General features: G+C 61.0%; 20 protein-coding genes and 1 pseudogene. 13 read left to right on the forward strand and 8 right to left on the reverse strand.

Features of this window, described 5'->3' with window-relative positions; genetic code table 11:
* Positions 1 to 12 precede the first annotated feature (12 nt).
* Positions 13 to 1,179, reverse strand: coding sequence for an MFS transporter (locus tag ACTJLA_RS15320; protein WP_314549362.1), 1,167 nt, complete (start codon positions 1,177 to 1,179; stop codon positions 13 to 15).
* Between the two features lie 17 nt (positions 1,180 to 1,196).
* Positions 1,197 to 1,508: an ArsR/SmtB family transcription factor gene (locus ACTJLA_RS15325; protein ID WP_034125978.1), complete on the reverse strand. Its 312-nt coding sequence runs from the start codon at positions 1,506 to 1,508 to the stop codon at positions 1,197 to 1,199.
* Positions 1,509 to 1,663: 155 nt separating this feature from the next.
* Here ACTJLA_RS15325 and ACTJLA_RS15330 point away from each other — a divergent pair, with 155 nt between their 5' ends.
* Entirely contained in the window at positions 1,664 to 2,242 is a 579-nt protein-coding gene (locus tag ACTJLA_RS15330) for an ACP phosphodiesterase (RefSeq protein WP_314549366.1), read from the forward strand.
* A gap of 119 nt (positions 2,243 to 2,361) precedes the next feature.
* Here ACTJLA_RS15330 and ACTJLA_RS15335 read toward each other — a convergent pair whose 3' ends face one another.
* Positions 2,362 to 3,153: a lysophospholipid acyltransferase family protein gene (locus tag ACTJLA_RS15335; RefSeq protein WP_032893104.1), complete on the reverse strand. Its 792-nt coding sequence runs from the start codon at positions 3,151 to 3,153 to the stop codon at positions 2,362 to 2,364.
* Complete coding sequence (gene olsB, locus ACTJLA_RS15340) at positions 3,153 to 3,908, reverse strand: L-ornithine N(alpha)-acyltransferase (protein ID WP_054921975.1); 756 nt, start codon at positions 3,906 to 3,908, stop codon at positions 3,153 to 3,155. The genes ACTJLA_RS15335 and olsB overlap by 1 nt, the downstream gene beginning before the upstream one ends.
* A 184-nt stretch (positions 3,909 to 4,092) precedes the next feature.
* Here olsB and ACTJLA_RS15345 point away from each other — a divergent pair, with 184 nt between their 5' ends.
* Together ACTJLA_RS15345 and ACTJLA_RS15350 are read left to right on the forward strand one after the other, a co-directional pair.
* The gene (locus tag ACTJLA_RS15345) at positions 4,093 to 5,166 is read left to right on the forward strand and encodes a serine hydrolase domain-containing protein (RefSeq protein WP_054921977.1); all 1,074 of its coding nucleotides are present in this window, start codon (positions 4,093 to 4,095) and stop codon (positions 5,164 to 5,166) included.
* On the forward strand, positions 5,163 to 5,477 hold the full coding sequence (locus ACTJLA_RS15350; RefSeq protein ID WP_314549373.1) for an amidase: 315 nt from the start codon (positions 5,163 to 5,165) through the stop codon (positions 5,475 to 5,477). The genes ACTJLA_RS15345 and ACTJLA_RS15350 overlap by 4 nt, the downstream gene beginning before the upstream one ends.
* A gap of 166 nt (positions 5,478 to 5,643) precedes the next feature.
* Here the strand turns inward: ACTJLA_RS15350 and ACTJLA_RS15355 are convergent, their stop codons facing one another.
* The 3 genes and pseudogenes from ACTJLA_RS15355 to ACTJLA_RS15365 form a co-directional block, all read right to left on the reverse strand.
* On the reverse strand, positions 5,644 to 6,033 hold the full coding sequence (locus ACTJLA_RS15355; RefSeq protein WP_034125982.1) for a hypothetical protein: 390 nt from the start codon (positions 6,031 to 6,033) through the stop codon (positions 5,644 to 5,646).
* A pseudogene (locus ACTJLA_RS15360) lies at positions 6,030 to 7,437 on the reverse strand (PAAR domain-containing protein). The gene ACTJLA_RS15355 and the pseudogene ACTJLA_RS15360 overlap by 4 nt, the downstream one beginning before the upstream one ends.
* A gap of 230 nt (positions 7,438 to 7,667) precedes the next feature.
* The gene (locus ACTJLA_RS15365) at positions 7,668 to 7,961 is read right to left on the reverse strand and encodes a DUF3077 domain-containing protein (RefSeq protein WP_054899015.1); all 294 of its coding nucleotides are present in this window, start codon (positions 7,959 to 7,961) and stop codon (positions 7,668 to 7,670) included.
* 351 nt (positions 7,962 to 8,312) lie between these two features.
* Between ACTJLA_RS15365 and ACTJLA_RS15370 the strand changes: the two genes are divergently transcribed.
* From ACTJLA_RS15370 to ACTJLA_RS15395, 6 genes are all read left to right on the forward strand, one after another.
* A complete protein-coding gene (locus ACTJLA_RS15370; protein WP_054921982.1) occupies positions 8,313 to 9,491 on the forward strand; it encodes a M20 aminoacylase family protein in 1,179 nt (392 codons plus the stop codon).
* A 169-nt stretch (positions 9,492 to 9,660) separates the two neighbouring features.
* Positions 9,661 to 10,971 carry a citrate-proton symporter gene (locus ACTJLA_RS15375; protein ID WP_034125986.1) on the forward strand — a complete coding sequence of 437 codons (1,311 nt, stop codon included), beginning with the start codon at positions 9,661 to 9,663 and terminating at the stop codon, positions 10,969 to 10,971.
* Positions 10,968 to 12,410 carry an amidase gene (locus tag ACTJLA_RS15380; RefSeq protein ID WP_314549388.1) on the forward strand — a complete coding sequence of 481 codons (1,443 nt, stop codon included), beginning with the start codon at positions 10,968 to 10,970 and terminating at the stop codon, positions 12,408 to 12,410. Before ACTJLA_RS15375 ends, ACTJLA_RS15380 begins: the two co-directional genes overlap by 4 nt.
* Positions 12,411 to 12,474: 64 nt before the next feature.
* A complete protein-coding gene (locus tag ACTJLA_RS15385; protein WP_186526586.1) occupies positions 12,475 to 13,233 on the forward strand; it encodes a helix-turn-helix domain-containing protein in 759 nt (252 codons plus the stop codon).
* A 212-nt stretch (positions 13,234 to 13,445) separates the two neighbouring features.
* Positions 13,446 to 14,027, forward strand: coding sequence for a YceI family protein (locus ACTJLA_RS15390; RefSeq protein WP_054898725.1), 582 nt, complete (start codon positions 13,446 to 13,448; stop codon positions 14,025 to 14,027).
* A 1-nt stretch (position 14,028) separates the two neighbouring features.
* Positions 14,029 to 15,186 (forward strand): phosphatidylserine/phosphatidylglycerophosphate/cardiolipin synthase family protein, encoded by a 1,158-nt coding sequence (locus ACTJLA_RS15395; protein ID WP_314549396.1) that lies wholly within the window; start codon positions 14,029 to 14,031, stop codon positions 15,184 to 15,186.
* Between the two features lie 90 nt (positions 15,187 to 15,276).
* Here ACTJLA_RS15395 and bglX read toward each other — a convergent pair whose 3' ends face one another.
* Positions 15,277 to 17,568 carry a beta-glucosidase BglX gene (gene bglX, locus ACTJLA_RS15400; RefSeq protein ID WP_314549400.1) on the reverse strand — a complete coding sequence of 764 codons (2,292 nt, stop codon included), beginning with the start codon at positions 17,566 to 17,568 and terminating at the stop codon, positions 15,277 to 15,279.
* Positions 17,569 to 17,809: 241 nt separating this feature from the next.
* On the opposite strand from bglX, the gene ACTJLA_RS15405 reads away from it, so the two are divergent.
* The 4 genes from ACTJLA_RS15405 (at position 17,810) to ACTJLA_RS15420 (ending at position 21,183) form a co-directional block, all read left to right on the forward strand.
* The gene (locus ACTJLA_RS15405; protein WP_014717327.1) at positions 17,810 to 18,421 is read left to right on the forward strand and encodes a LemA family protein; all 612 of its coding nucleotides are present in this window, start codon (positions 17,810 to 17,812) and stop codon (positions 18,419 to 18,421) included.
* Positions 18,422 to 18,439: 18 nt separating this feature from the next.
* Positions 18,440 to 19,168, forward strand: a complete 729-nt coding sequence (locus ACTJLA_RS15410; RefSeq protein ID WP_054917592.1) for a TPM domain-containing protein — start codon at positions 18,440 to 18,442, stop codon at positions 19,166 to 19,168.
* Between the two features lie 31 nt (positions 19,169 to 19,199).
* Positions 19,200 to 19,817 (forward strand): TPM domain-containing protein, encoded by a 618-nt coding sequence (locus tag ACTJLA_RS15415; protein ID WP_262020446.1) that lies wholly within the window; start codon positions 19,200 to 19,202, stop codon positions 19,815 to 19,817.
* A 148-nt stretch (positions 19,818 to 19,965) separates the two neighbouring features.
* On the forward strand, positions 19,966 to 21,183 hold the full coding sequence (locus tag ACTJLA_RS15420; RefSeq protein WP_259285025.1) for a class I SAM-dependent methyltransferase: 1,218 nt from the start codon (positions 19,966 to 19,968) through the stop codon (positions 21,181 to 21,183).
* The last annotated feature ends 294 nt before the right edge of the window (positions 21,184 to 21,477 follow it).

Consider the following 21,477-nt stretch of genomic DNA (forward strand, 5'->3'; position numbering starts at 1 on the left):
CTTTCAAGTTGATCAGTTGGTCGCGGGGGCCAGGTCGGCGTTGCCGCCCTGACGGAAAGTGATAAGGGTCACCAGCAGCGCGAGAATCGCCAGTGCTGCAGCGGCCAGGGGCACGCTGGTCAGGCCGAAGCCGTGGGCAATCACGCTGCCGCCGACCCAGGCGCCAAGGGCGTTGCCAATGTTGAAGGCACCGATATTGAGGGTAGATACCAGGTTCGGCGCGGCCTTGCCGAAGGTCACCACGTTGATTTGCAGCGCCGGCACGGCGGCGAACGAGGCGGTGGCCCACAGGAACAGGGTGATTTCAGTCGGTATCACCGCAACGCTGGTCCAGCTCAACACCGTGGAAACCACCGCCATGCTGATGAACACGCCGATCAAGGTGGCCGCCAGGCGCTTGTCCGCCAGTTTGCCGCCGATGATGTTGCCCACGGTGAGCCCCAGGCCGATCAGCAGCAGGGTCCAGGTCACGCCCTTGGGCGACACGCCGGTGACATCGCCCAGCAGCGGCGCGACGTAGGTAAAGAGGGTGAACATGGACGCGGCAAACAGCGCGGTCATGCTCAGCGACAGCCAGATACCGGCACCCTTGAGGGCGGCCAGTTCGGCGCGCATGTCGAGTTTTTCTTCGTCACGCTTGGCGGGCAGGAAGCGAATAAGGCCGATCAAGGCGATTACGCCAATCACGGTCACGGCCCAGAAGGTCGAGCGCCAGCCGGCTTCCTGGCCCAGCGCCGTACCCAGGGGCACGCCCAGCACGTTCGCCAGGGTCAACCCGGTGAACATCAGCGCCACGGCCGACGCACGTTTGTTGGCCGGTACCAGGTTGGCCGCCACCACCGAGCCAATCCCGAAGAAGGCACCGTGGCACAACGCTGTGACCACACGGGCAAACATCAGCACGTTGTAGTCGCTTGCCAGGGCACAGAGCAGATTGCCGATAATGAAAATACCCATCAGCGCTACCAGCGCCGCCTTGCGTGGCAACCTGGCGGTGGCCAGTGCCATGAACGGTGCGCCCATGGCCACGCCCAGGGCGTAGCCGGTGACCAGCCAGCCGGCTCCGGGAATCGACACACCCAGGTCCGTCGCCACATCGGGCAGCAAGCCCATGATGACGAACTCGGTGGTGCCGATGGCGAAGGCGCTCAGGGCCAGTATGAGTAGCGAGAGGGGCATGGGCGTGTCCTTGATGATTACGGTGCGCTGAGTTCGGTAATGAGCGCAGCGAGGAAGGCTTGGATCACTTCCTCGTTGCGCTTGAAAAAGTGCCACTGCCCAGCCTTCTGGCTGGTGATCAACCCCGCCCGTTGCAAGGTGGCCAGGTGCGCCGACACGGTCGACTGGGACAAGCCGCAGCGCTGGTCGATCTGCCCGGCGCAGATGCCGTATTCGTGGTTGTGCAATTGCTCAGGGAACTGCACTTTCGGGTCTTTGAGCCAGGTGAGGATGTCTCGTCGTACTGGGTGCGCCAGGGCTTTTATTATTTCGTCGAGGTCGATGGACATGGCAGGGTGCTCGGTGTCGTAAAGCGTTATATCGCGATGAGGCGAACTTTAAATCGTAATATTCCGATATACCAATATGATTTTGATCTGAGGCCAGGCCAAATCGGTATATCGGGTTATAACGATATGCGAGTGGCAGTGGTAGACTGCGTAGCATGAATTATCTCGCACATCTGCACCTGGGCGGCCAACTTCCTGCGCAATTGCTGGGCAGTCTCTATGGCGACTTCGTCAAAGGCCGCCTGCAGGGCCAGTTCAGCCCGCAAATCGAAGCGGCGATCCAGTTGCATCGCTCCATCGACCGCTTTACCGATAGCCATCCGCTGGTGGGCGAGGCGTTGTCGCGCTTCAGTCTGACCCGCAGGCGCTATGCCGGGATCGTCCTCGATGTGTTTTTCGACCATTGCCTGGCGCGGGATTGGGCGCTGTATGCCGACCAGCCTCTGGAGCTATTCACCTCTCGGGTATATCGGGCACTGGCCGCCGAACCCGCACTACCGGGGCGGCTGGCGCAGATTGCGCCGTATATGGCTGCGGATGATTGGTTGGGCTCTTACCGCGAGTTTGCGGTGATGGAGCAGGTATTGCGCGGGATTTCGCGGCGGCTGACACAGCCTGAGGAACTGGGGTATGCGATGCAGGAGTTGCGGGTTTTGTATGAACCCCTGAGTGGCGACTTTCGACTGTTCTACCCAGAGCTGCAGAAATTTGCACAATCTCAACTGACTACATGAGATCTGAATGTGGGAGCTGGCTTGCCGGCGATAGCGGCCTACCGGTTGAGAATGTTATGGCTGACCCACCGCCATCGCAGGCAAGCCAGCTCCCACATTTGGATTGAGTTCACATTGCTTCAGGCTGCGAATGCAGGCCGAGCGGCCACTTGCTCGGTTTCCGGCACCGGGCCGAACAATGCCTTCTGCACCGCCTGCTGCGCCTGATACGCCAACGCCGCACGTTCCTGCCCGGCGCAGGCAATCGGCTTGAGCACATGAATCTCCACATCGCCGCGGTCATTGGAAAACAAGCGCATCAGGTGCGAGAGCAAATCATCATCGCCAATAAAGGGTGCCAGCGGGTCGACTTGGCCGTCGCGCAGATACCGAATCGCTACCGGCTGCAGTGATACATCCGCATCGATCGCGCTGGCCAGCAAGCGCCCGTGGAACGTGCGCAGGCCGCGCCCATCGGTGGTGGTGCCTTCGGGGAACATCAGCAAGGGGTGCTGTTGCTCCAGATGACGGGTCATTTGCTTGCGGATCAGTTGGCTGTCACCTGATCCGCGACGAATAAACAGGCTGCCAGCCTTGGCCGCCAGCCAGCCGGCCACCGGCCAGGTGCGCACCTCGGCCTTGGACAAAAACGACATCGGCGCCACCATGCCCAGCAACGGAATATCCGTCCACGACACATGATTGCTCACCCACAGCATCGGCGTTTGCGGCAACTCGCCATGCACCGTCACGCGAAAGGGCAGGGCGTTGGTCAGTCGCGCCATAAAGAAGCGCGACCAACGCTGGCGCCGCACCATCGAGTTAGCCACGCCCAGGCGCTCGAACAGGCCAAACACACTGGCCATGCTCAACCCCAGCCCCACCACCAACAGCACGCGGGCGATGCGCCCGTAAATGCGCAGGCGGTTCATCACATGGCCGCCTTGAAGTGGCGCGCGTAACGCGGGCACAACTCGTCGCGCTTGAGCAGGATAAACACGTCTGCTACCTGGAAGTCTTCATCCCAGCACGGCTCGCCGCAGATCTTCGCGCCCAGGCGCATGTAGGCCTTGAGCAGCGGCGGCATTTCGGCGATGACGTTGGACGGCAGGTCCAGGGCCGGCAGTGGTTTTTTCGGTTCGGCGCGCAGGTGTTCGTTGCACAGGTAGCGCTCGCGCAAGCGCTGCATGATCGCGTGGGCCTGGATGCCGCCATCGTGCATCGGGATGCTCGCGCAGCCCATCAGGTAGCTGTAGCCGCCCTGGTTGAGCACTTCGGCCAACTCGCCCCATAACACCGCGATGGTGCCGCCATTGCGATAGGCCGGGTCGACGCAGGTGCGGCCAATCTCCAGGATCGGGCCCTGCAAGTGCAGCAGGCCATGCAGGCTGAATTCTTCTTCACTGTAGAACCGGCCCAGGGTGCTGGCGGCCTGGTGGTCGAGCAGACGGGTAGTCGCGACGAGTCGACCGCTGTTCAAATCCCGCACGCCGATATGGCTGCAGTGAACATCATAGTCATCCATGTCCAGACCCAGTTCCGCGCCTTTCAGCTTGGCGTTGAACTCGCCGCTGAACACGTTGAACCGCAGGGCCTGGGCTTCCTGCAATGCCTGCGTGCCTACCAGGCGTTCGGCTTGCAGACGGCGTTCATTGCCTTTGTCGCTGATGCGGGCGATCTGAGTCATAGCGAGTCTCCGGGTGCCGGCCAGGTTGCGGCCAGTCGACTTTGTTGTCCAAAGTCAGGCTATGTAGCCTCGGTGTCAGCTCCATGAAGTTACGGTGACGGTTGGATGACAGCCCCCTTGTCGCAAATCTGTCACTGGCGTGAGCTAGGCTCGCGGGCTTGAATGCCCCCTTGAGTTTGCGTCCATGGTCCGAGGCCTGTTGTGCGTTGCCCTGCTGTTTGTCGCCGTGAATGCTCGCGCTGAAATCTGGCCTGAAAAGGAGTGGGCCGTGGGCACAACCCTCACCGGTCCCGCTGTCGATGCCCTGGACGCCTACGCTTTCCCACCTCGTGACGATGCCACCCGCAACGGTATTCGCACCGATGCGTTGCTGGTCATTCGGGATGGCGAAATCATCTATGAACGCTACGCCGCGCCCACCACTGCCAGCACACCGCACCTGACCTGGTCCGTCAGCAAAAGCCTGATGGCTACCGTGCTGGGCGTGGCCTACGGGCAAGGCCGCTTCAAACTCGGCGACCCTGTCGCACGTTTCTACCCACCGATGAAGCAGCACCCCAAAGTGAGCATGGCCGACCTGCTGCACTGGGCCTCCGGGTTGGACTGGCAGGAAGACTACGAGTACGCCCCGTTGAAATCCTCGGTGGTGGCGATGCTCTACACCCGTGGCCACACCGACATGGCGCAATTCGCGGCGGATACCGAGGCCGCCGCCGTTCCTGGCCAGGCTTTCCGTTATTCCAGTGGCGACAGCACTATCCTGTCCGCTGCGCTCAAGGGCATGCTCGGCCACAAGGCCTACATGACCTACCCGTGGGACGCGCTGTTCCAGCCCCTGGGCATTCGCGACGCAACCTGGGAAACCGACGCCGATGAAACGTTTGTCGCGTCGTCCTATGCCTACCTCACGGCCCGGGATCTGGCACGAGTAGGTTTACTGATGGCGCGGGATGGGCGCTGGGGCGTGCGGCAACTGCTGCCCAAGGACTGGGTCACCTTCAACCGCCGGCCCTTCGACCGCTACAAAGTCGGCCAGGATGAAGCTGTGCCGGGCGGCCATTGGTGGCTCAACACCGGCGCCCCCCAACCCTGGCCCGACGCACCGGCCACTACCTTCGCCGCGCTGGGGCACTGGGGCCAGGCGCTGTTTGTGCTGCCCGACGAACACCTGGTGATCGTGCGTTACGGCGATGATCGGGATGGCAGTTACCGGCATAACGAACTGCTCAAACGCGTGCTGGCGGCGGTGCGCTCATGATCCGTCGTCATCCGTTCATCAGCGTTTTACTGGTGTTGCTTTTCGCATTGTTCGGCTGGGTTTGGCACGAGCGCGTCAACCTGCAAGCCTTCCCCGACATCATCGCGGCGTACACCGCCAAGGAGTACTGCTCGTGCCGGTACGTGGCCAACAACCCGGCGCAGTATTGCCTGGGGTATGTGAAGCAGTACGTGCCAACCAGTGCGTTTATCGACACGCCTGAGCGCAGTGAAGTAAAGGCGAGTGGTTTGGGGCGTACGCATACAGCGCGATGGATAGGCAACCGCCAAGGCTGCCGCCTGACTCCCTGACACACCCCATCACCTCCTGTGGGAGCGGGCTTGCTCNCAGTCAACACATGTATTGGCTGGTATTGCGCATTCGCGAGCAAGCCCGCTCCCACAGGGGATATGCGCTGGCGGACGCAACGGCGCTGGTTTTTTGCTGATGTCGGACCTCGGCTGAGGCCCGTTTGAGCTACCTGAACTTCACAAGCATGGCGGCAACTACCCCCCATGTGAATGACGTGAACATCAGCGTCATATTGACGATCAGACGCCGTTTCAGACGAGCTGGAAATGTTTCGATATCAGCAGGATTTACATCACCGGTAAGAACATAAGCCCTCGGCCACACGACCATCCCCGCGATTTTTGATATTTCCAAGAGTGACCAAATCAAGCCCCGTTTTCCTAGGCTATCTCCCCATAGGTAGATATACCGACTGTTTTTCAAAGCCTCCTTTAATGCGTCCAGATGACGGTGGCTCAGGTGCAAACTATGAGCAATCCCGGCAACTGCGAGCAGACCTGGGGCCCCCAAAACAAAGATTGCAGCCCAGGGAGGCCAAGTGTCGATACCGGTCATGGTTGAGTCATTTCGTAAATTTTTTCTCCGATAGCTTCGCCAGTCATATTACCAACAGTCGTCCCCATCCATGCGCCTGTCCCTACTATAGCTGCGATGCATACAACGCCTCCGATACCTCCAGTGGCTACGCCAATCGCCAGGCAGATCGGACCACTGGCAGAACTAGCCATCGCGCCACCTGCAACGCCGAGGGCAGTAGAAAGCCCAAATTTTCCGCCTTCAGTAAACTTGACCTTCTCACAAGCTGGCCCAGATTCGCCGTTACATACCTGCTCAATAGCCATCAGCGAAGACACTCCGCCAATCCCAATCCCGATGTAACCGCCCGCCTTCATGTATTGGGTAGCACGACTCGTTGCTTCCACGTGAGCGGCATATCCCGGAATCTGCCCCGGCGCACCGGCCTTGTCCCAATGGTGCACCAAGCTACGACTGGAAATGCCGAGGGCTGTTTTCAACTTGGGGTGATCGCCCAGGGTGGTGTGGCCACGCAGCCGAGTGGAATTCAACAGATGAGCATCCAGCTGGCTCATAAGACGCTGGCGATCCGTGAAGAACTGCGACGACTTAAGGTGGCCGTGCTGACGATAAGTTTGTTGGTGTAGACGCTCGATGGCCTGGAGGGTGTTGCGCAAGTTATTCAGGTGCGTTTCCATCACCACCGCACTCACGCCGAGCCAGGTTGAGGTATGGCCTATGAAGCTGGCGATTTCGGCACCGTGTCGATACAGAAAGTCGGCCTCGTCCGGCGTAAGGGAATCCAGGGAGGCATCAACTTGTTGCGGCCTGCATCAACTGCGCTTCCTGATAAGTGCAGGAGGTGTTGTTCGGATCGCTGAGCACGACCATTGAGCCGGCTTTGAAGTGACCTGTATTGGGATTCAGCGTTTGAAACTTGCGCATTACAGCCGGGTCAAGAACTGGAAAAAGCGTGGCCTCCAAAGCCTCGCGCGTAGTGCTTTTGGGCACGATATAAAAACCTGGTTCCTGGCCCGATAGGCCGTTAAATGCAGACGGGACTGAATGGCTTGGCGGTTTGTAAGCGCTTTGAGAAGGCGCCGCCCAACTGGTAGTGGCTCGGACCGGTTCGGCTGCTCGTCTGGCGGAGTTCGTAGCGCCGCTATCTTTACCATATTGAGCTGAAAACACTGAAGGAATCAGCTCGGCTTTACAGGGACAGTCGCTGTAACTATCCAACGTACCGGCCATAAGCCGGCCATGACTGTTCATGTAAGAAATGCCACCGACGATCTTATATGTTTGCCCATCCTTGCCACAGGTAACTCGATCACCTTCGCAGGCATGAAGAAGGCCATGGATGTTGACTCTTTTATCTCCGTCCAGCACTTCCCCGCCGCAGGTGGTCTTGTCACCCAGGCCAATGAAATAACCTACGCTCATTGTTTTTCCCTTTATCCATTAAGTTTTTTGGCCGTACTTTCCTCCTCGTCTCGACAAGAAAACTAACGCGTGACGCATTTCAATCGAGGTAAACGAGCAAGGGAGAGTCAGTGGCAAGCCAGACTTTGGAGAGGGATTTACTTAGGGTAAAGTCAGACGATTCCGTGAGTTTCGTCGTATTAATCTGATGGGATTGCGGCGCCCGATGCCGTGCACCGGGCGCGTATTACTTATTGCACAGGTGGAGTGCCGGGCTGCATCGCCAGCAGCAGGTCGTCGATGATGGCTTTGCCCATTTCGCCCAAGTAATGCGAGGCGAACGCAAACCTCTCGGCCCTGCGGTCCATGGCAGCTTCAAGGGAGAGCATTTTGGCGTAGTAGAGCACGTGGGAGGCGTGTTCGAGGGCTTCCACAAGCGGAACCCCGGCGTTGACGCGGAACAGTTTCAGGTGGCTTTTGTTTTCTCCGCAGTCTGCGAAGGTGGCGGCGCCGATGGTTTCGGCTGAGGGTATTTCGTACGGCATAAGCTTGCTCCTTTGGTACAACCAAAATGAGCTTCTTTCTCGGGATTCCACGCCCGGTCGTTGATGAGCAGCGACGGTGGGGAGATTAACGCTATGTACGTGGCCTCGCAACCGGTGGCATTTCGCTGTTGATCCCGGCAGCGGTGGGTCAGTTGGAAATGTTTTGGCTGACAGTCCGTCATCGGGGGCAAGCCCCCTCCCACATTTTGATCTCCAGAGATTTTAAGAAAATGGTTGGCCTCAGGTTCCACAGGGTGGAACCACCTTTGATTGTCCTCACGCGCACATCGCGCTTAGCTGTCGATGTGTCGCCAACAAGAACGGGACCACCCGCCTGTGAGGAGAATCACCATGCGCCCGCACCAGCACATCCTGGATTGGCTCAGCGACGTTGCCAGCGACTTGCACGCTGTGCGTCACGATATCCACGCCCACCCCGAACTCGGCTTTGAAGAGAACCGCACCTCAGCGCTGGTCGCACAGTCACTCAAGGAGTGGGGTTACGAGGTGCACACCGGCATCGGCAGGACCGGTGTGGTCGGTGTGTTGCGCAATGGCAACAGCTCGCGCACGTTGGGGATTCGCGCCGACATGGACGCCTTGCCCATCATCGAAAACACCGGCGCGGCCTACACCAGCCAACATGCCGGCTGCATGCACGCCTGCGGCCATGACGGCCACACCACCATGTTGCTCGGTGCTGCGCGTTACTTGGCGGCGACGCGGCAATTCGACGGTACTTTGAACCTGATTTTCCAACCCGCCGAAGAAGGCCAGGGCGGCGCCGAGGCGATGCTTGCAGATGGGTTGCTGGAGCGCTTCCCCTGCGACGGGTTGTTCGGCATGCACAATATGCCAGGCTTGCCGGCTGGGCATCTGGGCTTGAGAGTGGGGCCGATGATGGCCTCCCAGGACCTGCTCACCGTGACGCTCGAAGGCGTAGGTGGCCATGGCTCCATGCCGCACCTTACCGTCGATCCGCTGGTGGCTGCCGCCAGTATGGTCATGGCCTTGCAAACGGTGGTAGCACGCAATATAGACACCCAGGAAGCTGCCGTGGTCACGGTCGGCGCCCTTCAAGCAGGGCAAGCCGCCAATGTGATTCCCCAGCAAGCCCTGTTGCGCCTGAGCTTGCGCGCACTTAACCCCAAGGTACGCGAACAGATGCTGGAACGGGTCAACGCGATCATCCAGACCCAGGCCGCCAGCTTCGGCTGCACCGTGCAGATCGAACACCGGCCGGCCTACCCGGTGCTGGTCAACCACGCCGAAGAAACCGAATTCGCCCGCCAGGTCGGTGTGGCCTTGCTCGGTGCCGACGCTGTGGATGGCAACACCCGCACGCTGATGGGCAGCGAAGACTTCGCCTGGATGCTGCAACGCTGCCCCGGCAGTTACCTGTTTATCGGCAACGGCGTGTCGCGACCGATGGTGCACAACCCCGCCTATGACTTCAACGACGACATCCTGCTGACCGGCGCAGCCTACTGGGGTGCGCTAGCCGAGAGCTGGCTCAAGCCAGCCGGATAACCCAACCCTTTGTAGGAGCGAGCTTGCTCGCGAAAAACCCACAAGCGACACGGGCTCCCGGAAAGCGCTGCGTCAGCGTTAACGACCTTCGCGAGCAAGCTCGCTCCTACAGCAACGCCTTTTTCTGCCGCTGGACCCTTTCCCTGATCGGTTGAATGGAGTGTTCCTCATGCAGACTGCAAAACTCGGCGTTTCCCGCACCCGCCAAGTGGTGGCGGCGGTGATCGGCAACGCGTTGGAATGGTATGACTTCATCGTTTACGGTTTCCTGGCCAGCATCATCGCCCGGCAGTTCTTCCCCTCCGAAGACGAATACGCATCGCTGCTGATGGCCCTGGCCACCTTTGGCGTGGGCTTTTTCATGCGTCCGGTGGGCGGCATCCTGTTGGGTATCTATGCCGACCGCAAAGGCCGCAAAGCCGCGATGCAGTTGATTATCCGGCTAATGACCGTGTCCATTGCGCTGATCGCCTTCGCGCCGAGCTACGCCGCCATTGGCATGGGTGCGCCGTTGCTGATTGTGGTGGCGCGGATGCTTCAGGGGTTTGCCACCGGCGGTGAATATGCCAGCGCCACGGCCTTTTTGGTGGAGAGCGCCCCGGCCCATCGCAAGGGTTTGTATGGTTCCTGGCAATTGGTGGGGCAGTGCCTGGCGGTGTTCGGCGGGGCAGCGATGGTGGCGTTGGTCACGCATTTCTTTTCGCCCGAAACCCTCGACCTGTGGGGCTGGCGCCTGCCGTTTGTGCTGGGCTTGTTGATCGGCCCGGTGGGGTTGTGGATTCGTCGGCACATGGAAGACCCGGAAGAGTTCATCCAGGCGCGTAAAAACGCCACCGGCCCGGCGCCGAGCCTCATGCAAGTGCTGCGTGACCATCGGCGCAGCATCCTGGTGTCCATGGGCCTGGCCTGCGGGGCGACGGTGTCGTTCTACGTGGTGCTGGTGAACATGCCGACCTTCGCCCACAAAAACCTCGGCCTGCCGCTGGACCAGGTGCTGATGGTGCAGATGTTTGCGGTGGCGCTGATGACCGTGGTGATCCCCTTGTCCGGCCTGCTCTCGGATCGGTTGGGACGGCGACCGGTGTTGATGGCCTTCACCCTGGCGTTCTTCGTGATGGTCTACCCCTTGTATGTGTGGGTAGCCGCTGCGCCGTCCATCGAGCGCCTGCTGGTGATGCAGGTGATGTTGTGCACGGCGATTGGCGGGTTCTTCGGGCCAGCGCCGACGGCATTGGCCGAACAGTTCCCTATCGAGGTGCGCTCGACCGGTGTGTCGGTGGCCTATAACGTGGCGGTGATGGTGTTCGGTGGTTTCGCGCCGTTGATCGTGACCTGGCTGAGCAAGGTGCTGGGCACGCCAGTGGCGCCCTCGTTTTATGTATTGTTTGCGTGCGTGCTGACGCTGCTGGGCACTTACTGCATGCGCGAGGCACCCCGGGCGAGCAAGCCGCTGCCGTTTTCCAGAGAGGTGAAGCCTTGAGTATTGTTGATTGGGATGCCACTGAGCTGTCGCGGGCCATCCATGGGCGGCAGGTATCGTGCGAAGAGGTGATGCAGGCGTACCTGGCGCAGATCCAGCGCTTTAACCCTGGCGTGAATGCGCTGGTGTCACTGCGCGACAGCGAGGCCGTGCTGGCCGAGGCGAGGGCCTGTGATCGTGAGTTGGACCGGGGCCATTCCCGTGGCTGGATGCATGGCATGCCCCAGGCCATCAAGGACCTGGCGGCCACCCAGGGTTTGCGCACCACCCTCGGCTCACCGCTGTTCGCCGAGCATGTACCGAACGAAGACGCCATCAGCGTGGCGCGGGTGCGGGCCAGTGGCGCGATCATCATCGGCAAGACCAACGTGCCGGAGTTCGGCCTGGGCTCCCACACCTACAACACGCTGTTCGGTACCACCGGCAATGCCTATGACCCGCTCCTGGCGGCCGGCGGTAGCAGTGGCGGGGCGGCGGTGGCCCTGGCGCTACGCATGCTGCCGGTGGCCGACGGCAGCGACATGATGGGCTCGTTGCGCAACCCGGCGGCGTTCAACAACGTGTTCGGCTTGCGCCCCTCCCAGGGGCGGGTGCCTCACGGGCCGATGCCGGAACTGTTCGTGCAGCAATTGGGCACCGAAGGCCCGATGGGGCGCAGCGTAACGGATGTGGCGCGGTTGCTGAGCATTCAGTCCGGTTACGATCCCCGGGCGCCGTTGTCATCCAGGGACGATCCCGCTGTGCTGGGCCAGCCGTTGCAACGCGACTTCAACGGCGCACGCCTCGGTTGGCTGGGGGACTACAACGGTTATCTGCCGATGGATGATGGCGTGATGAGCCTGTGCGAAGCGGCGCTGGATGATTTCGCCAGGTTGGGCTGTGAAGTGCACAGCTGCCAACCGGACTTTTCCATGGCGCGCCTGTGGCGCTGCTGGTTGGTACACCGCCATTGGCTGGTGCACGGCAACCTCGGCGCGGCCTACGCCAACCCGCAAAAGCGCGCGTTGCTCAAGCCCGAAGCGCAATGGGAAGTGGAGGGCGGCCAGGGCTTGAGTGCCCAGCAGGTTTACCAGGCGTCGGTGGACCGCAGTGAGTGGTACCGCGCTTTGGGCAAGCTGTTCGAACGTTACGATTTCCTGCTGTTGCCCACCGCCCAGGTGTTCCCTTTCGATGCACAACAGCCTTGGCCGCGCCTCGTGGGCGGGCGTGAAATGGACACCTATCACCGCTGGATGGAAGTGGTGATCGGCCCGACCCTCGCCGGTTTGCCGAGCATGAGCATCCCGGCGGGCTTCAACCCCCAGGGCTTGCCCATGGGCCTGCAAATCATTGGCCCGGCCCAGGCCGACAGGGCCGTGCTGCAATTGGCCTATGCCCATGAACAACTGACCCAATGGGTACAACGCCGGCCACCGGCGTGCCTTGCAACGACCCGTTGAGCGCTGACCGGGCCTGTATCTTGCTGTGAAAAAAGATCATCCACCAGCAACAGGGAGATCGAATATGGAGACAGGCACCGTACGCTCGGTTGAGCGCGCTCTGGCAATCGTCGAGTTGCTGGGCGAGCACCAGGCCCTGGGGCTGGAAGAACTGCACTACCTCACGCAGCTGCCCAAGGCCACGGTGTCGCGCATGTTGCTGACCTTGCAGGAACAGGGGTGGGTCTACCGCGGCCTGAGCGATCGGCGTTACCGCCTGCGTGCCCGGCGCTTGTTTGGCGATACCCAGCAACGCTTCAAGCGCCAGGTGGTGGAGAGCGCCGCCCCTTGGTTGCTGGAGCTCAGCGAGCGCACTGGGCTGGTGGTGGACTTGTCGTGCTTCGATGGCGAGCGCCTGGAGGTCATGGAAAGCGCGATCCCCAGCGTGTTGCGCAAGCTGTACCCGAACAACTGCCAGATCGTCGGCCAGTACGCCAGCCTGTTCCACTCGGCGATGGGCAAGGCTTGCCTGACGCAATTGCCGGCTGACGAAGTACAGCGCCTGGCAGGCCGCAATCATGTGGCGGCAGACGAGCACTATCGCGCATGCGAGCAAACCCAGCACCAGGGCTTCGGACAGCGTACCGAGGGCTATTGGGAATACCCGGTGCGTTTGCCGTTCCTGATCCGGGCGGTGGCCTTGCCGGTGCGCGCCAATGGCCGATTGGTGGGGAGCATGGCGCTGCATTGGCCGATGCATCAGGCGCCGGTGGAGCGGGTGTTGAATTTGCACATGGGCAGCCTTGAAGAAGCGATCTGCGAAGTGCAGCGAACGCTGGTTTGAAAACACAGCAAAAACCCTGTGGCAGCTGGCTTTTGTGGCGAGGGAGCTTGCTCCCGCTGGGGTGCGTAGCGCCCCCAAAAAGCCGGCTCCAGCTGCGCTGTCGAACGGGAGCAAGCTCCCTCGCCACAGCAAGCCAGCTCCCACATTGAATTTGCGCCGGTTGTGAGATTGCGCTTAAGGTTCGCCCAGGTTTTTTTGCCCCATGAGTCTTTATGTTCAATGTCAAACCTCTGGTCTTCGCGCTGCTGGCCTTTGCTGCCGTGCCCGCCCACGCCGATTGGTACCTGGATAACGAATCCTCGCGCCTGTCTTTCGTCACCACCAAAAACACCGAGATTGCCGAAGTCCAGCGCTTCCTGGTGCTGCACGGCAAAGTCGACGCCAAAGGCGCGGCTCGGCTGGAAGTGGAGCTGGACTCAATCAACAGCGGTATTCCGTTGCGCGACGAGCGCATGCGTAAAGAGCTGTTCGAGATCAAGACCTTCCCCGAAGCGCAGATCAGCGCACAGATCAATCTGCAGCCCATCAATGACCTGGCGTCCGGCGCGCAGTTGGAATTGCGCCTGCCCTTGAGCGTCACGCTGCACGGCAAGACCCAGACCTACAGCGCCGAACTGCTGGCCACGCGCCTGGATGAGCGGCGTTTCCAGGTGGTAACCCTGGAGCCCGTGGTGCTGCATGCCGAGGATTTCGACCTGGCGCCCGGTGTGGCTACCTTGCGTAAGGCGGCAGGGCTCAAATCGATCAGTTTGTCGGTGCCGGTGGGTGCGGTGCTGATCTTCACGGCGCGCTGACATGAGCGGCGCGGTGTTCCCGTGGCGCAGCGCCAATCAATTCGAATTGCTGATCGACGGGCCGAATTTCTTCCCACAGATGCTGGTGGGTATCGCCCGGGCCGAGCAGCAGGTTGATCTTGAGTTGTACCTGGTCGAAGCCGGGGCCTGCGCCGAGGCCATGGTGCAGGCGCTGGTACTGGCCGCCGAACGCGGCGTGCAGGTGCGTTGCCTGTTTGACGATTACGGCAGCCTGGCGTTTACCCTGGGGCTGCGCAAGCGCTTGACCGATGCCGGCGTGGCGCTGCGCTTTTACAACCGCCTGAATTGGCGGCGCTGGATGCGCAACCTGTACCGCGACCATCGCAAGCTACTGCTGATCGACCAGCGCATTGCGGTGGTCGGCGGCACCGGTGTCACCGACGAGTTCTGGACGCCGGGGCAAGACACCGCCGACTGGCATGAAGTGATGGTGCAGATCAGCGGCCCGCTGGTGCTGGACTGGCAGGCCCTGTTCGACCGGCAATGGCACGCTAACGCCGCGCGCCGTGAGTGGAAACCGGCTACCCACTTTGGTTTGCCTCGCTTGCCCAAGGTGCCCGCCACCGGGCCGGGGCTGGGCCGCGTGGCGTATGCCGATGCGCGTCAGCACCGTGACATCCTGCAATCGTTGATTCGTGCTTTGAACAGCAGCAAGGGGCGTATCTGGCTGGCGACCCCGTACTTCCTGCCAACCTGGAGCGTGCGCCGTGCCTTGCGCCGGGCGGCAGGGCGCGGTGTGGACGTACGTTTGCTGCTCACCGGCCCGCGCACCGATCACCCGTCGGTGCGTTACGCCGGGCACCGTTATTATCCGCGCCTGCTGCGTTCAGGCGTGCAGATCTTCGAATACCATCCGTGTTTCCTGCACCTGAAGATGGTGCTGGTGGATGATTGGGTGAGCATTGGCTCGTGCAATTTCGACCACTGGAATCTGCGCTTCAACCTGGAAGCCAACCTGGAAGCGCTGGACCCGCAGTTGACGGCAGCGGTGGTGGGCAGTTTCGAAGCGGACTTTGCCCAAAGCCAGGCGGTGAGTCTGGAGGCATGGAAGGCGCGGCCATTGTGGCGGCGGGTGAAGCAGCGGGTGTGGGGCTGGATTGATCGGTTGGTGGTGAACCTGCTGGATCGGCGCGGTTAGCCGGGCCACCTCAAGTCCAATGTGGGAGCTGGCTTGCCTGCGATAGNCAGGCAAGCCAGCTCCCACAGCGACCGTGTTTACAGCTTCAGATCAGAGCAGTTCGAAGGTTTGCTGCTGCACATCCTGGGAATCCAAGCCGATCTGCACATTGAACTCACCCGGTTCCGCCGCGAACTTGAGCTGGGCGTTGTAGAACTTCAAGTCGTCCTCGGTGATGGTGAAGTGCAGCGTGCGCGCTTCGCCAGCCTTGAGCATGACCTTCTGGAAATTCTTCAGCTCCTTGATCGGGCGGATCATCGAACCGGCCACGTCCTGGATATACAACTGCACAACCGTTTCGCCATCGACCTTGCCAGTGTTCTTCACGGTGACGCTGGCATCGAGCTTGCCGGTCTTGTTCAGCGTGGTGGACGACAGTGCCATGTCCGACAGGCTGAACGTGGTGTAGCTCAGGCCATAGCCAAACGGAAACAGGGGGCCGGTGGTGTCATCGAAGTACTGCGAGGTGTAGTTGCCCGGCTTGCCTGGGGTGAATGGCCGGCCGATGGTCAGGTGGTTGTAGTAGGTCGGAATCTGCCCTACCGAACGAGGGAAGGTGATCGGCAGCTTGCCCGATGGGTTGTAGTCACCGAACAGCACGTCGGCGATGGCGTTGCCGCCTTCGGTACCTGCGAACCAGGTTTCCAGGATCGCGTCGGCCTGTTGGTTCTCTTCGAGAATCGACAGCGGACGGCCGTTCATCAACACCAGCACCAGCGGTTTGCCGGTGGCTTTGAGGGCCTTGATCAAGTCGCGCTGGCTTTGCGGGATGTTCAGATCGGTACGGCTCGACGATTCGTGGGACATGCCACGGGACTCGCCCACCGCGGCGACGATAACGTCGGCGTTGTTCGCCGCCTTCACCGCTTCATCAATCAGCACCTGGGCAGGGCGCGGGTCGTCCACCACTTCCGGGGCATCGAAGTTGAGGAAGTTGAGGTAGTCGAGCACCGCTTTGTCGCCGGTGATGTTGGCGCCACGGGCATAGATCACTTTGCCTTTTTCACCGATCACGGCGTTCATGCCGTCGAGCAGGGTCACCGATTGTGCAGGCCGGCCGGCAGCAGCCCAACTGCCCATCATGTCGATGGGTGCCTTGGCCAGCGGGCCGACAAGGGCAATGGTCGCGGATTTTTTCAGCGGCAGGGTATCGTTGTGGTTTTTCAGCAACACCAGGCTGCGGCGCGCAATGTCGCGGGCCTCGGCACGGTGCAGGCGGCTGTCGGCGTAGGTGTCGGCCGGGTCATCCTCGGCCTTGCCGATGCGCAGGTACGGGTCCTTGAACAGGCCCATGTCGTACTTGGCACCGAGCACTTCGCGCACGGCGTTGTCGATGTCGCTCTGCTGGATTTCGCCGGACTTGAGCAGCCCCGGCAATTCCTTGCCGTACAGCGAGTCGTTCATGCTCATGTCGATGCCGGCCTTGATCGCCAGCTTGGCGGCTTCACGCCCGTCCTTGGCCACGCCGTGCTTGATCAGCTCGACGATCGCACCGTGGTCGCTGACGGTCAGGCCCTTGAAGCCCCAGTCCTTGCGCAGCAGGTCGTTCATCAGCCAGGTGTTGGCGGTGGCAGGCACGCCGTTGATCGAGTTGAGCGCGACCATCACGCCGCCGGAGCCAGCCTTGATCGCCGCGTGGTAGGGCGGGAGGTAGTCCTGGTACATCTTGACCGGGCTCATGTCGACCACGTTGTAGTCGCGCCCGCCTTCCACCGCGCCGTAGAGGGCGAAGTGCTTGACGCTGGCCATGAGGCTGTCGGCATTCGCGGGGCTGATGCCCTGGAACGCCTTGACCATCACTTCGGCAATGCGTGACACCAGGTAGGTGTCTTCACCGAAACCTTCGGAAGTGCGGCCCCAGCGCGGGTCGCGGGAGATATCGACCATTGGTGCAAACGTGATGTCGAGGCTGTCGGCGGCGGCTTCCTGGGCGGCGATGCGCCCGGAGCGGCCAATGGCGTCCATGTCCCAGCTGGAGGCCAGGGCCAGGCTGATCGGGAAAATGGTGCGGTGGCCGTGGATCACGTCGTAGGCGAAGAACATGGGGATCTTCAAGCGGCTGCGCATGGCCGCGTCCTGCATCGGACGGTTTTCCGGGCGGGTGATGGAGTTGAACGTGCCACCGATGCGGCCGGCGGCGATTTCCTTGCGGATCAGCTCGCGGGGCATTTCCGGGCCGATGCTGATCAGGCGCAATTGGCCGATCTTCTCATCCAGGGTCATTTGCTTGAGCAGGTCGCTGACGAAGGCGTCCTTGTCGTTAAGCGCAGCAGGCTTTGTTTCTGCCCATACGGGGTGGCTGGCCAGAGTGGCAACAAGGCCGAGCAAACACAGCTTTTTCATGAATATCCTTTTTCGGCGACTGCGCAGCATTCAGAGAGATGCTGTCGGCCAAAATGTGGGGAACGTCTATTGTTGTTCGGGTGTTGTTCAGATAAATGCAGCACACTCTGAACTCTTTTTCGCGCTGGGCATCTTTGTAGCTGATTGGCTCAAAGCATTCCAGTGGTGGCGGATTATGCCCCAAGCGCGTGGTTTATAGGGTTAGTCGTCACATTCCATCAGATCGGGCAGGAGAAACACTATGCAAGCAGCACACACTTATCGCTGGGGCTTCAAGGCTGCGGCGCTGTTACTGATCAGCAGCGTGCTGAGCGGTTGCGGCATCAACAACATCCCGACCCTGGACGAACAGGCCAAGGCCGCCTGGGGCCAGGTGCAGAACCAGTACCAGCGCCGTGCTGACCTGATCCCCAACCTGGTGGAAACGGTGAAGGCGTATGCCGCCCATGAACAGGAAACCCTTACCGCGGTGATTGAAGCGCGGGCCAAGGCCACCTCGATCCAGGTGGATGCCAGCACCCTGGACAACCCCGAAAAACTCAAGCAGTTCCAGCAAGCCCAGGATGGCCTGAGCGGCGCACTCAGCCGTTTGATGGTGGTGTCCGAGCGTTACCCGGACCTGAAGGCCAACCAGAACTTCCTGGCCTTGCAATCGCAACTTGAAGGCACCGAGAACCGTATCGCTGTGTCTCGCCGTGACTTTATCCAGGCCGTACAGGCTTACAACACTGAGATCCGCACCTTCCCGGGCCGCCTGTGGCACAGCGTGATGTACAGCGACTTGCCGATCCGCGCCACGTTTGAAGCCACCAGCGCCGATGCCGATAAAGCGCCGCAAGTGAAGTTCAAATAAGGCTGCACTGAGGTGTCGATGCGTTTATTACGGATAGGCCTGGCGCTGTGGCTGTTGGCCTGCGTGGGCGTGGCCCAGGCGGCGCTCACCTTCCCGGCGCTGACCGGGCGGGTGGTGGACAGCGCGCAGATGATCGACCCGGCGGTGCGCGAGCAACTGACCCAGCAACTGCAGGCGCTGGAGCAGACCTCGGGCGACCAGTTGGTGGTGGTCACCGTGCCCGACCTGCAAGGCGTGCCTATTGAGGACTACGGTTATCAATTGGGCCGCCAGTGGGGCATTGGCCAAAAGGGCAAGGACAACGGCGCGCTGTTGATCGTCTCCCGTGATGACCGCCAATTGCGCATCGAAGTCGGGTATGGCCTGGAAGGCGTGCTGACGGATGCGCAATCCTGGGTGATCATCAACCAGGTGATCCTGCCCAAGTTCAAGGCCGGCAATTTCAGCCAGGGCATCAGCGACGGCGTGGCCGCGATGATCCAGGTGGTGGGCGGTGAGCCCTTGGCGGTGCCGGCCCATGTGGCGGATGCGAACTTCGCCATGGATAATCCCGGTTTTTCCATCGGCCTGTTTATTCTGCTGATCGGCGTGCTGTGGCTGTGCAATCGCATGGGCTTGCCAGTGGGCGCTATCCTGCTGGCGATTCTCAACAGCAGCGGGCGCGGCGGCGGTGGGGGCGGCGGTGGCGGTGGTTTCCGCGGCGGCGGCGGTGGTTTTGGCGGTGGCGGGGCTTCGGGCAGCTGGTAATGACAATAACGAGAATAGAGCATCTACAACCATGGCATTACTGACTGAACACGAGCAGCGCCAAGTCGCCGAAGCGATCGCCCGGGTCGAGAAAACCACCGACGCGGAGTTGGTCACCGTGCTGGCGGCGCGCGCCGACGACTACGCCTACATTCCGTTGCTGTGGGCGAGCTTGATCGCGTTGGTGGTGCCGGGTGTGGTGCATTACCTGTCGGGCTACCTGACCATGTACACCTTGCTGGTGGCGCAGTGGGTGACGTTCATTGTGCTGTGCCTGGTGTTCCGCTTGCCCAAGGTCACTACTCGGCTGATCCCGCGTTCGGTACGCCACTGGCGTGCGTCCAACCTGGCGCGGCGGCAGTTTCTGGAGCAGAACCTGCACCACACGGTGGGCAGCACCGGGGTGCTGATTTTTGTCAGCGAGGCCGAGCGTTATGTGGAGATCCTGGTGGATGACGGGATTTCCAAGCGCCTGGATGACAGCAATTGGGACGCTATTGTCCAGGCGTTTACCCAGCAAGTTAAACAGGGGCAGACGCTGGCCGGGTTCATCGCCTGCGTTGAAGCCTGTGGCGAGTTGCTCAAGGTGCATGTGCCCGTTACCCAAACCCGCAACGAACTGCCCAATCGCCTGGTTGTACTCGAATAACTGCTTTTTTGTAGGAGCGAGCAAGCTCGCTCCTACACAAGGCAGCATCCTTATTCGGGTTGATTGACCGTTGATCAAATAACCCCGTGCCCTGAACCCCCATCCCGCCTAAAATGCCCGGCATTCTTTACCCGAGGCGTTTTTGTTCATGTCCGTCACCGCTCAACCTGCCCGCCCTGCGCCGGATCATCATGCCCAGTTCATCGAACTGTTGAGCGCAAGCTTGGCCCAGAACGCTTTTATCAAGCTGGTGCTGGCCAAGTACGTCGGTGAGGAAGCCGAGTTGCAGCGGCTGATCATCAAGCCGGTGGTGGTCAAGGAGCAGCCTTGCCTGTCGTTCGTCTATCGCTACAAGACCCGCGACATCACCAAGAACTTCCCCTTGGCCGACGGCGTGGCGGCGATCGCCGAGCTGTTGCCCAGCTCGTTCAAGAACGCGCACTTGCTGGCGCTGACCGACGAAGCCCAGTTGGAATACAGCAAGAAGAACAAAAGCTCGCTGTTCAAAAGCAAACCGCAGCAACTGCGCGAAGCGCCTTCAGCCGAGCATAACCGTGAAAAAAATCGCTTCCTCGACCTGAGCCGGCCGTTTCTCTCCGACCTGGGCGTGACCGACGCCAAGCAGGCGCTGATCCCCTCGATGTCGCGCAAGTGGAAGCAGATCAACAAGTTCATCGAAGTGTTCAGCCATGCGCTGACGTCGTCGCCGTTGCAACTCGACCGCCCGGTGCGTGTCGCCGATTTCGGCTCGGGCAAGGGTTACCTGACCTTCGCTATTCACGATTACCTGCGCAATACCCTCAAGGCCGAGGGCGAGGTCACCGGTGTCGAGTTGCGTGAAGACATGGTCACCCTCTGCAACAGCGCCGCTGCGCGCCTGGAGCATCCGGGGCTGGTGTTCAAATGCGGCGATGTACGCAGCGTGGCGCCCAGTGAGCTGGACGTGATGATTGCCTTGCATGCCTGCGACATCGCCACCGACTACGCGATCCACACCGGCATCCGTTCCGGTGCGTCGATCATCATGTGCTCGCCGTGCTGCCACAAACAGATCCGCCTGCAGATCCAGAGCCCGGCGTTGCTCAAGCCGATGCTGCAATACGGCCTGCACCTGGGCCAGCAGGCGGAAATGGTCACCGACAGCCTGCGCGCATTGTTCCTTGAAGCCTGTGGCTATGAGACCAAGGTGTTCGAGTTCATCTCGCTGGAACACACCAACAAGAACAAGATGATCCTGGCGGTCAAACGTGCCGAGCCTGCGGACAACGCGCAGCTATTGGCAAAAATCCAGGAGCTCAAGGCGTTTTATCACATCACCGAACACTGCCTGGAAACCCTGTTGCGCGGGGATGGCTACCTGGCCTGAAATGGGCGCGGTTCCCTGTGGGAGCTTGCTCCCGTGACGGCCCCGGCGGCCAGCCCATATCTACCTGACGCCCCGCGATCCAAATGTGGGAGCTGGCTTGCCTGCGAAGACGGCCTGACAGCCGACCGGGATGTGGGATCAGACTGAGTACATATCCGTTATTTAGGTAACGGCCACTTAGGGTTCCGCCCTGACGGCGGCTCACTTTGCAAAAGCGGCAAAGTAAGCAAAACGCTCTTGCCCCACCACTCGGCACCTCGCCTAGGCTCGGTGTGCCCGTAATCCGCCAGTGAT

This window comes from Pseudomonas sp. 22072, assembly GCF_052046095.1.
Classification (GTDB): Bacteria; Pseudomonadota; Gammaproteobacteria; order Pseudomonadales; family Pseudomonadaceae; genus Aquipseudomonas; species Aquipseudomonas paracarnis.

Bases quoted from the DNA above. Each gene is read 5' to 3' on its own strand.
- ACTJLA_RS15330 (WP_314549366.1), top strand. From the start codon at position 1,664: ATGAATTATCTCGCACATCTGCACCTGGGCGGCCAACTTCCTGCGCAA.
- ACTJLA_RS15370 (WP_054921982.1), top strand. From the start codon at position 8,313: ATGCGCCCGCACCAGCACATCCTGGATTGGCTCAGCGACGTTGCCAGC.
- ACTJLA_RS15345 (WP_054921977.1), top strand. From the start codon at position 4,093: ATGGTCCGAGGCCTGTTGTGCGTTGCCCTGCTGTTTGTCGCCGTGAAT.
- ACTJLA_RS15385 (WP_186526586.1), top strand. From the start codon at position 12,475: ATGGAGACAGGCACCGTACGCTCGGTTGAGCGCGCTCTGGCAATCGTC.
- ACTJLA_RS15395 (WP_314549396.1), top strand. From the start codon at position 14,029: ATGAGCGGCGCGGTGTTCCCGTGGCGCAGCGCCAATCAATTCGAATTG.
- ACTJLA_RS15350 (WP_314549373.1), top strand. From the start codon at position 5,163: ATGATCCGTCGTCATCCGTTCATCAGCGTTTTACTGGTGTTGCTTTTC.
- ACTJLA_RS15320 (WP_314549362.1), bottom strand. From the start codon at position 1,179: ATGCCCCTCTCGCTACTCATACTGGCCCTGAGCGCCTTCGCCATCGGC.
- ACTJLA_RS15410 (WP_054917592.1), top strand. From the start codon at position 18,440: ATGCGTTTATTACGGATAGGCCTGGCGCTGTGGCTGTTGGCCTGCGTG.
- ACTJLA_RS15325 (WP_034125978.1), bottom strand. From the start codon at position 1,508: ATGTCCATCGACCTCGACGAAATAATAAAAGCCCTGGCGCACCCAGTA.
- ACTJLA_RS15375 (WP_034125986.1), top strand. From the start codon at position 9,661: ATGCAGACTGCAAAACTCGGCGTTTCCCGCACCCGCCAAGTGGTGGCG.
- ACTJLA_RS15415 (WP_262020446.1), top strand. From the start codon at position 19,200: ATGGCATTACTGACTGAACACGAGCAGCGCCAAGTCGCCGAAGCGATC.
- ACTJLA_RS15355 (WP_034125982.1), bottom strand. From the start codon at position 6,033: ATGACCGGTATCGACACTTGGCCTCCCTGGGCTGCAATCTTTGTTTTG.
- bglX (WP_314549400.1), bottom strand. From the start codon at position 17,568: ATGAAAAAGCTGTGTTTGCTCGGCCTTGTTGCCACTCTGGCCAGCCAC.
- olsB (WP_054921975.1), bottom strand. From the start codon at position 3,908: ATGACTCAGATCGCCCGCATCAGCGACAAAGGCAATGAACGCCGTCTG.
- ACTJLA_RS15405 (WP_014717327.1), top strand. From the start codon at position 17,810: ATGCAAGCAGCACACACTTATCGCTGGGGCTTCAAGGCTGCGGCGCTG.
- ACTJLA_RS15335 (WP_032893104.1), bottom strand. From the start codon at position 3,153: ATGAACCGCCTGCGCATTTACGGGCGCATCGCCCGCGTGCTGTTGGTG.
- ACTJLA_RS15365 (WP_054899015.1), bottom strand. From the start codon at position 7,961: ATGCCGTACGAAATACCCTCAGCCGAAACCATCGGCGCCGCCACCTTC.
- ACTJLA_RS15390 (WP_054898725.1), top strand. From the start codon at position 13,446: ATGTTCAATGTCAAACCTCTGGTCTTCGCGCTGCTGGCCTTTGCTGCC.
- ACTJLA_RS15420 (WP_259285025.1), top strand. From the start codon at position 19,966: ATGTCCGTCACCGCTCAACCTGCCCGCCCTGCGCCGGATCATCATGCC.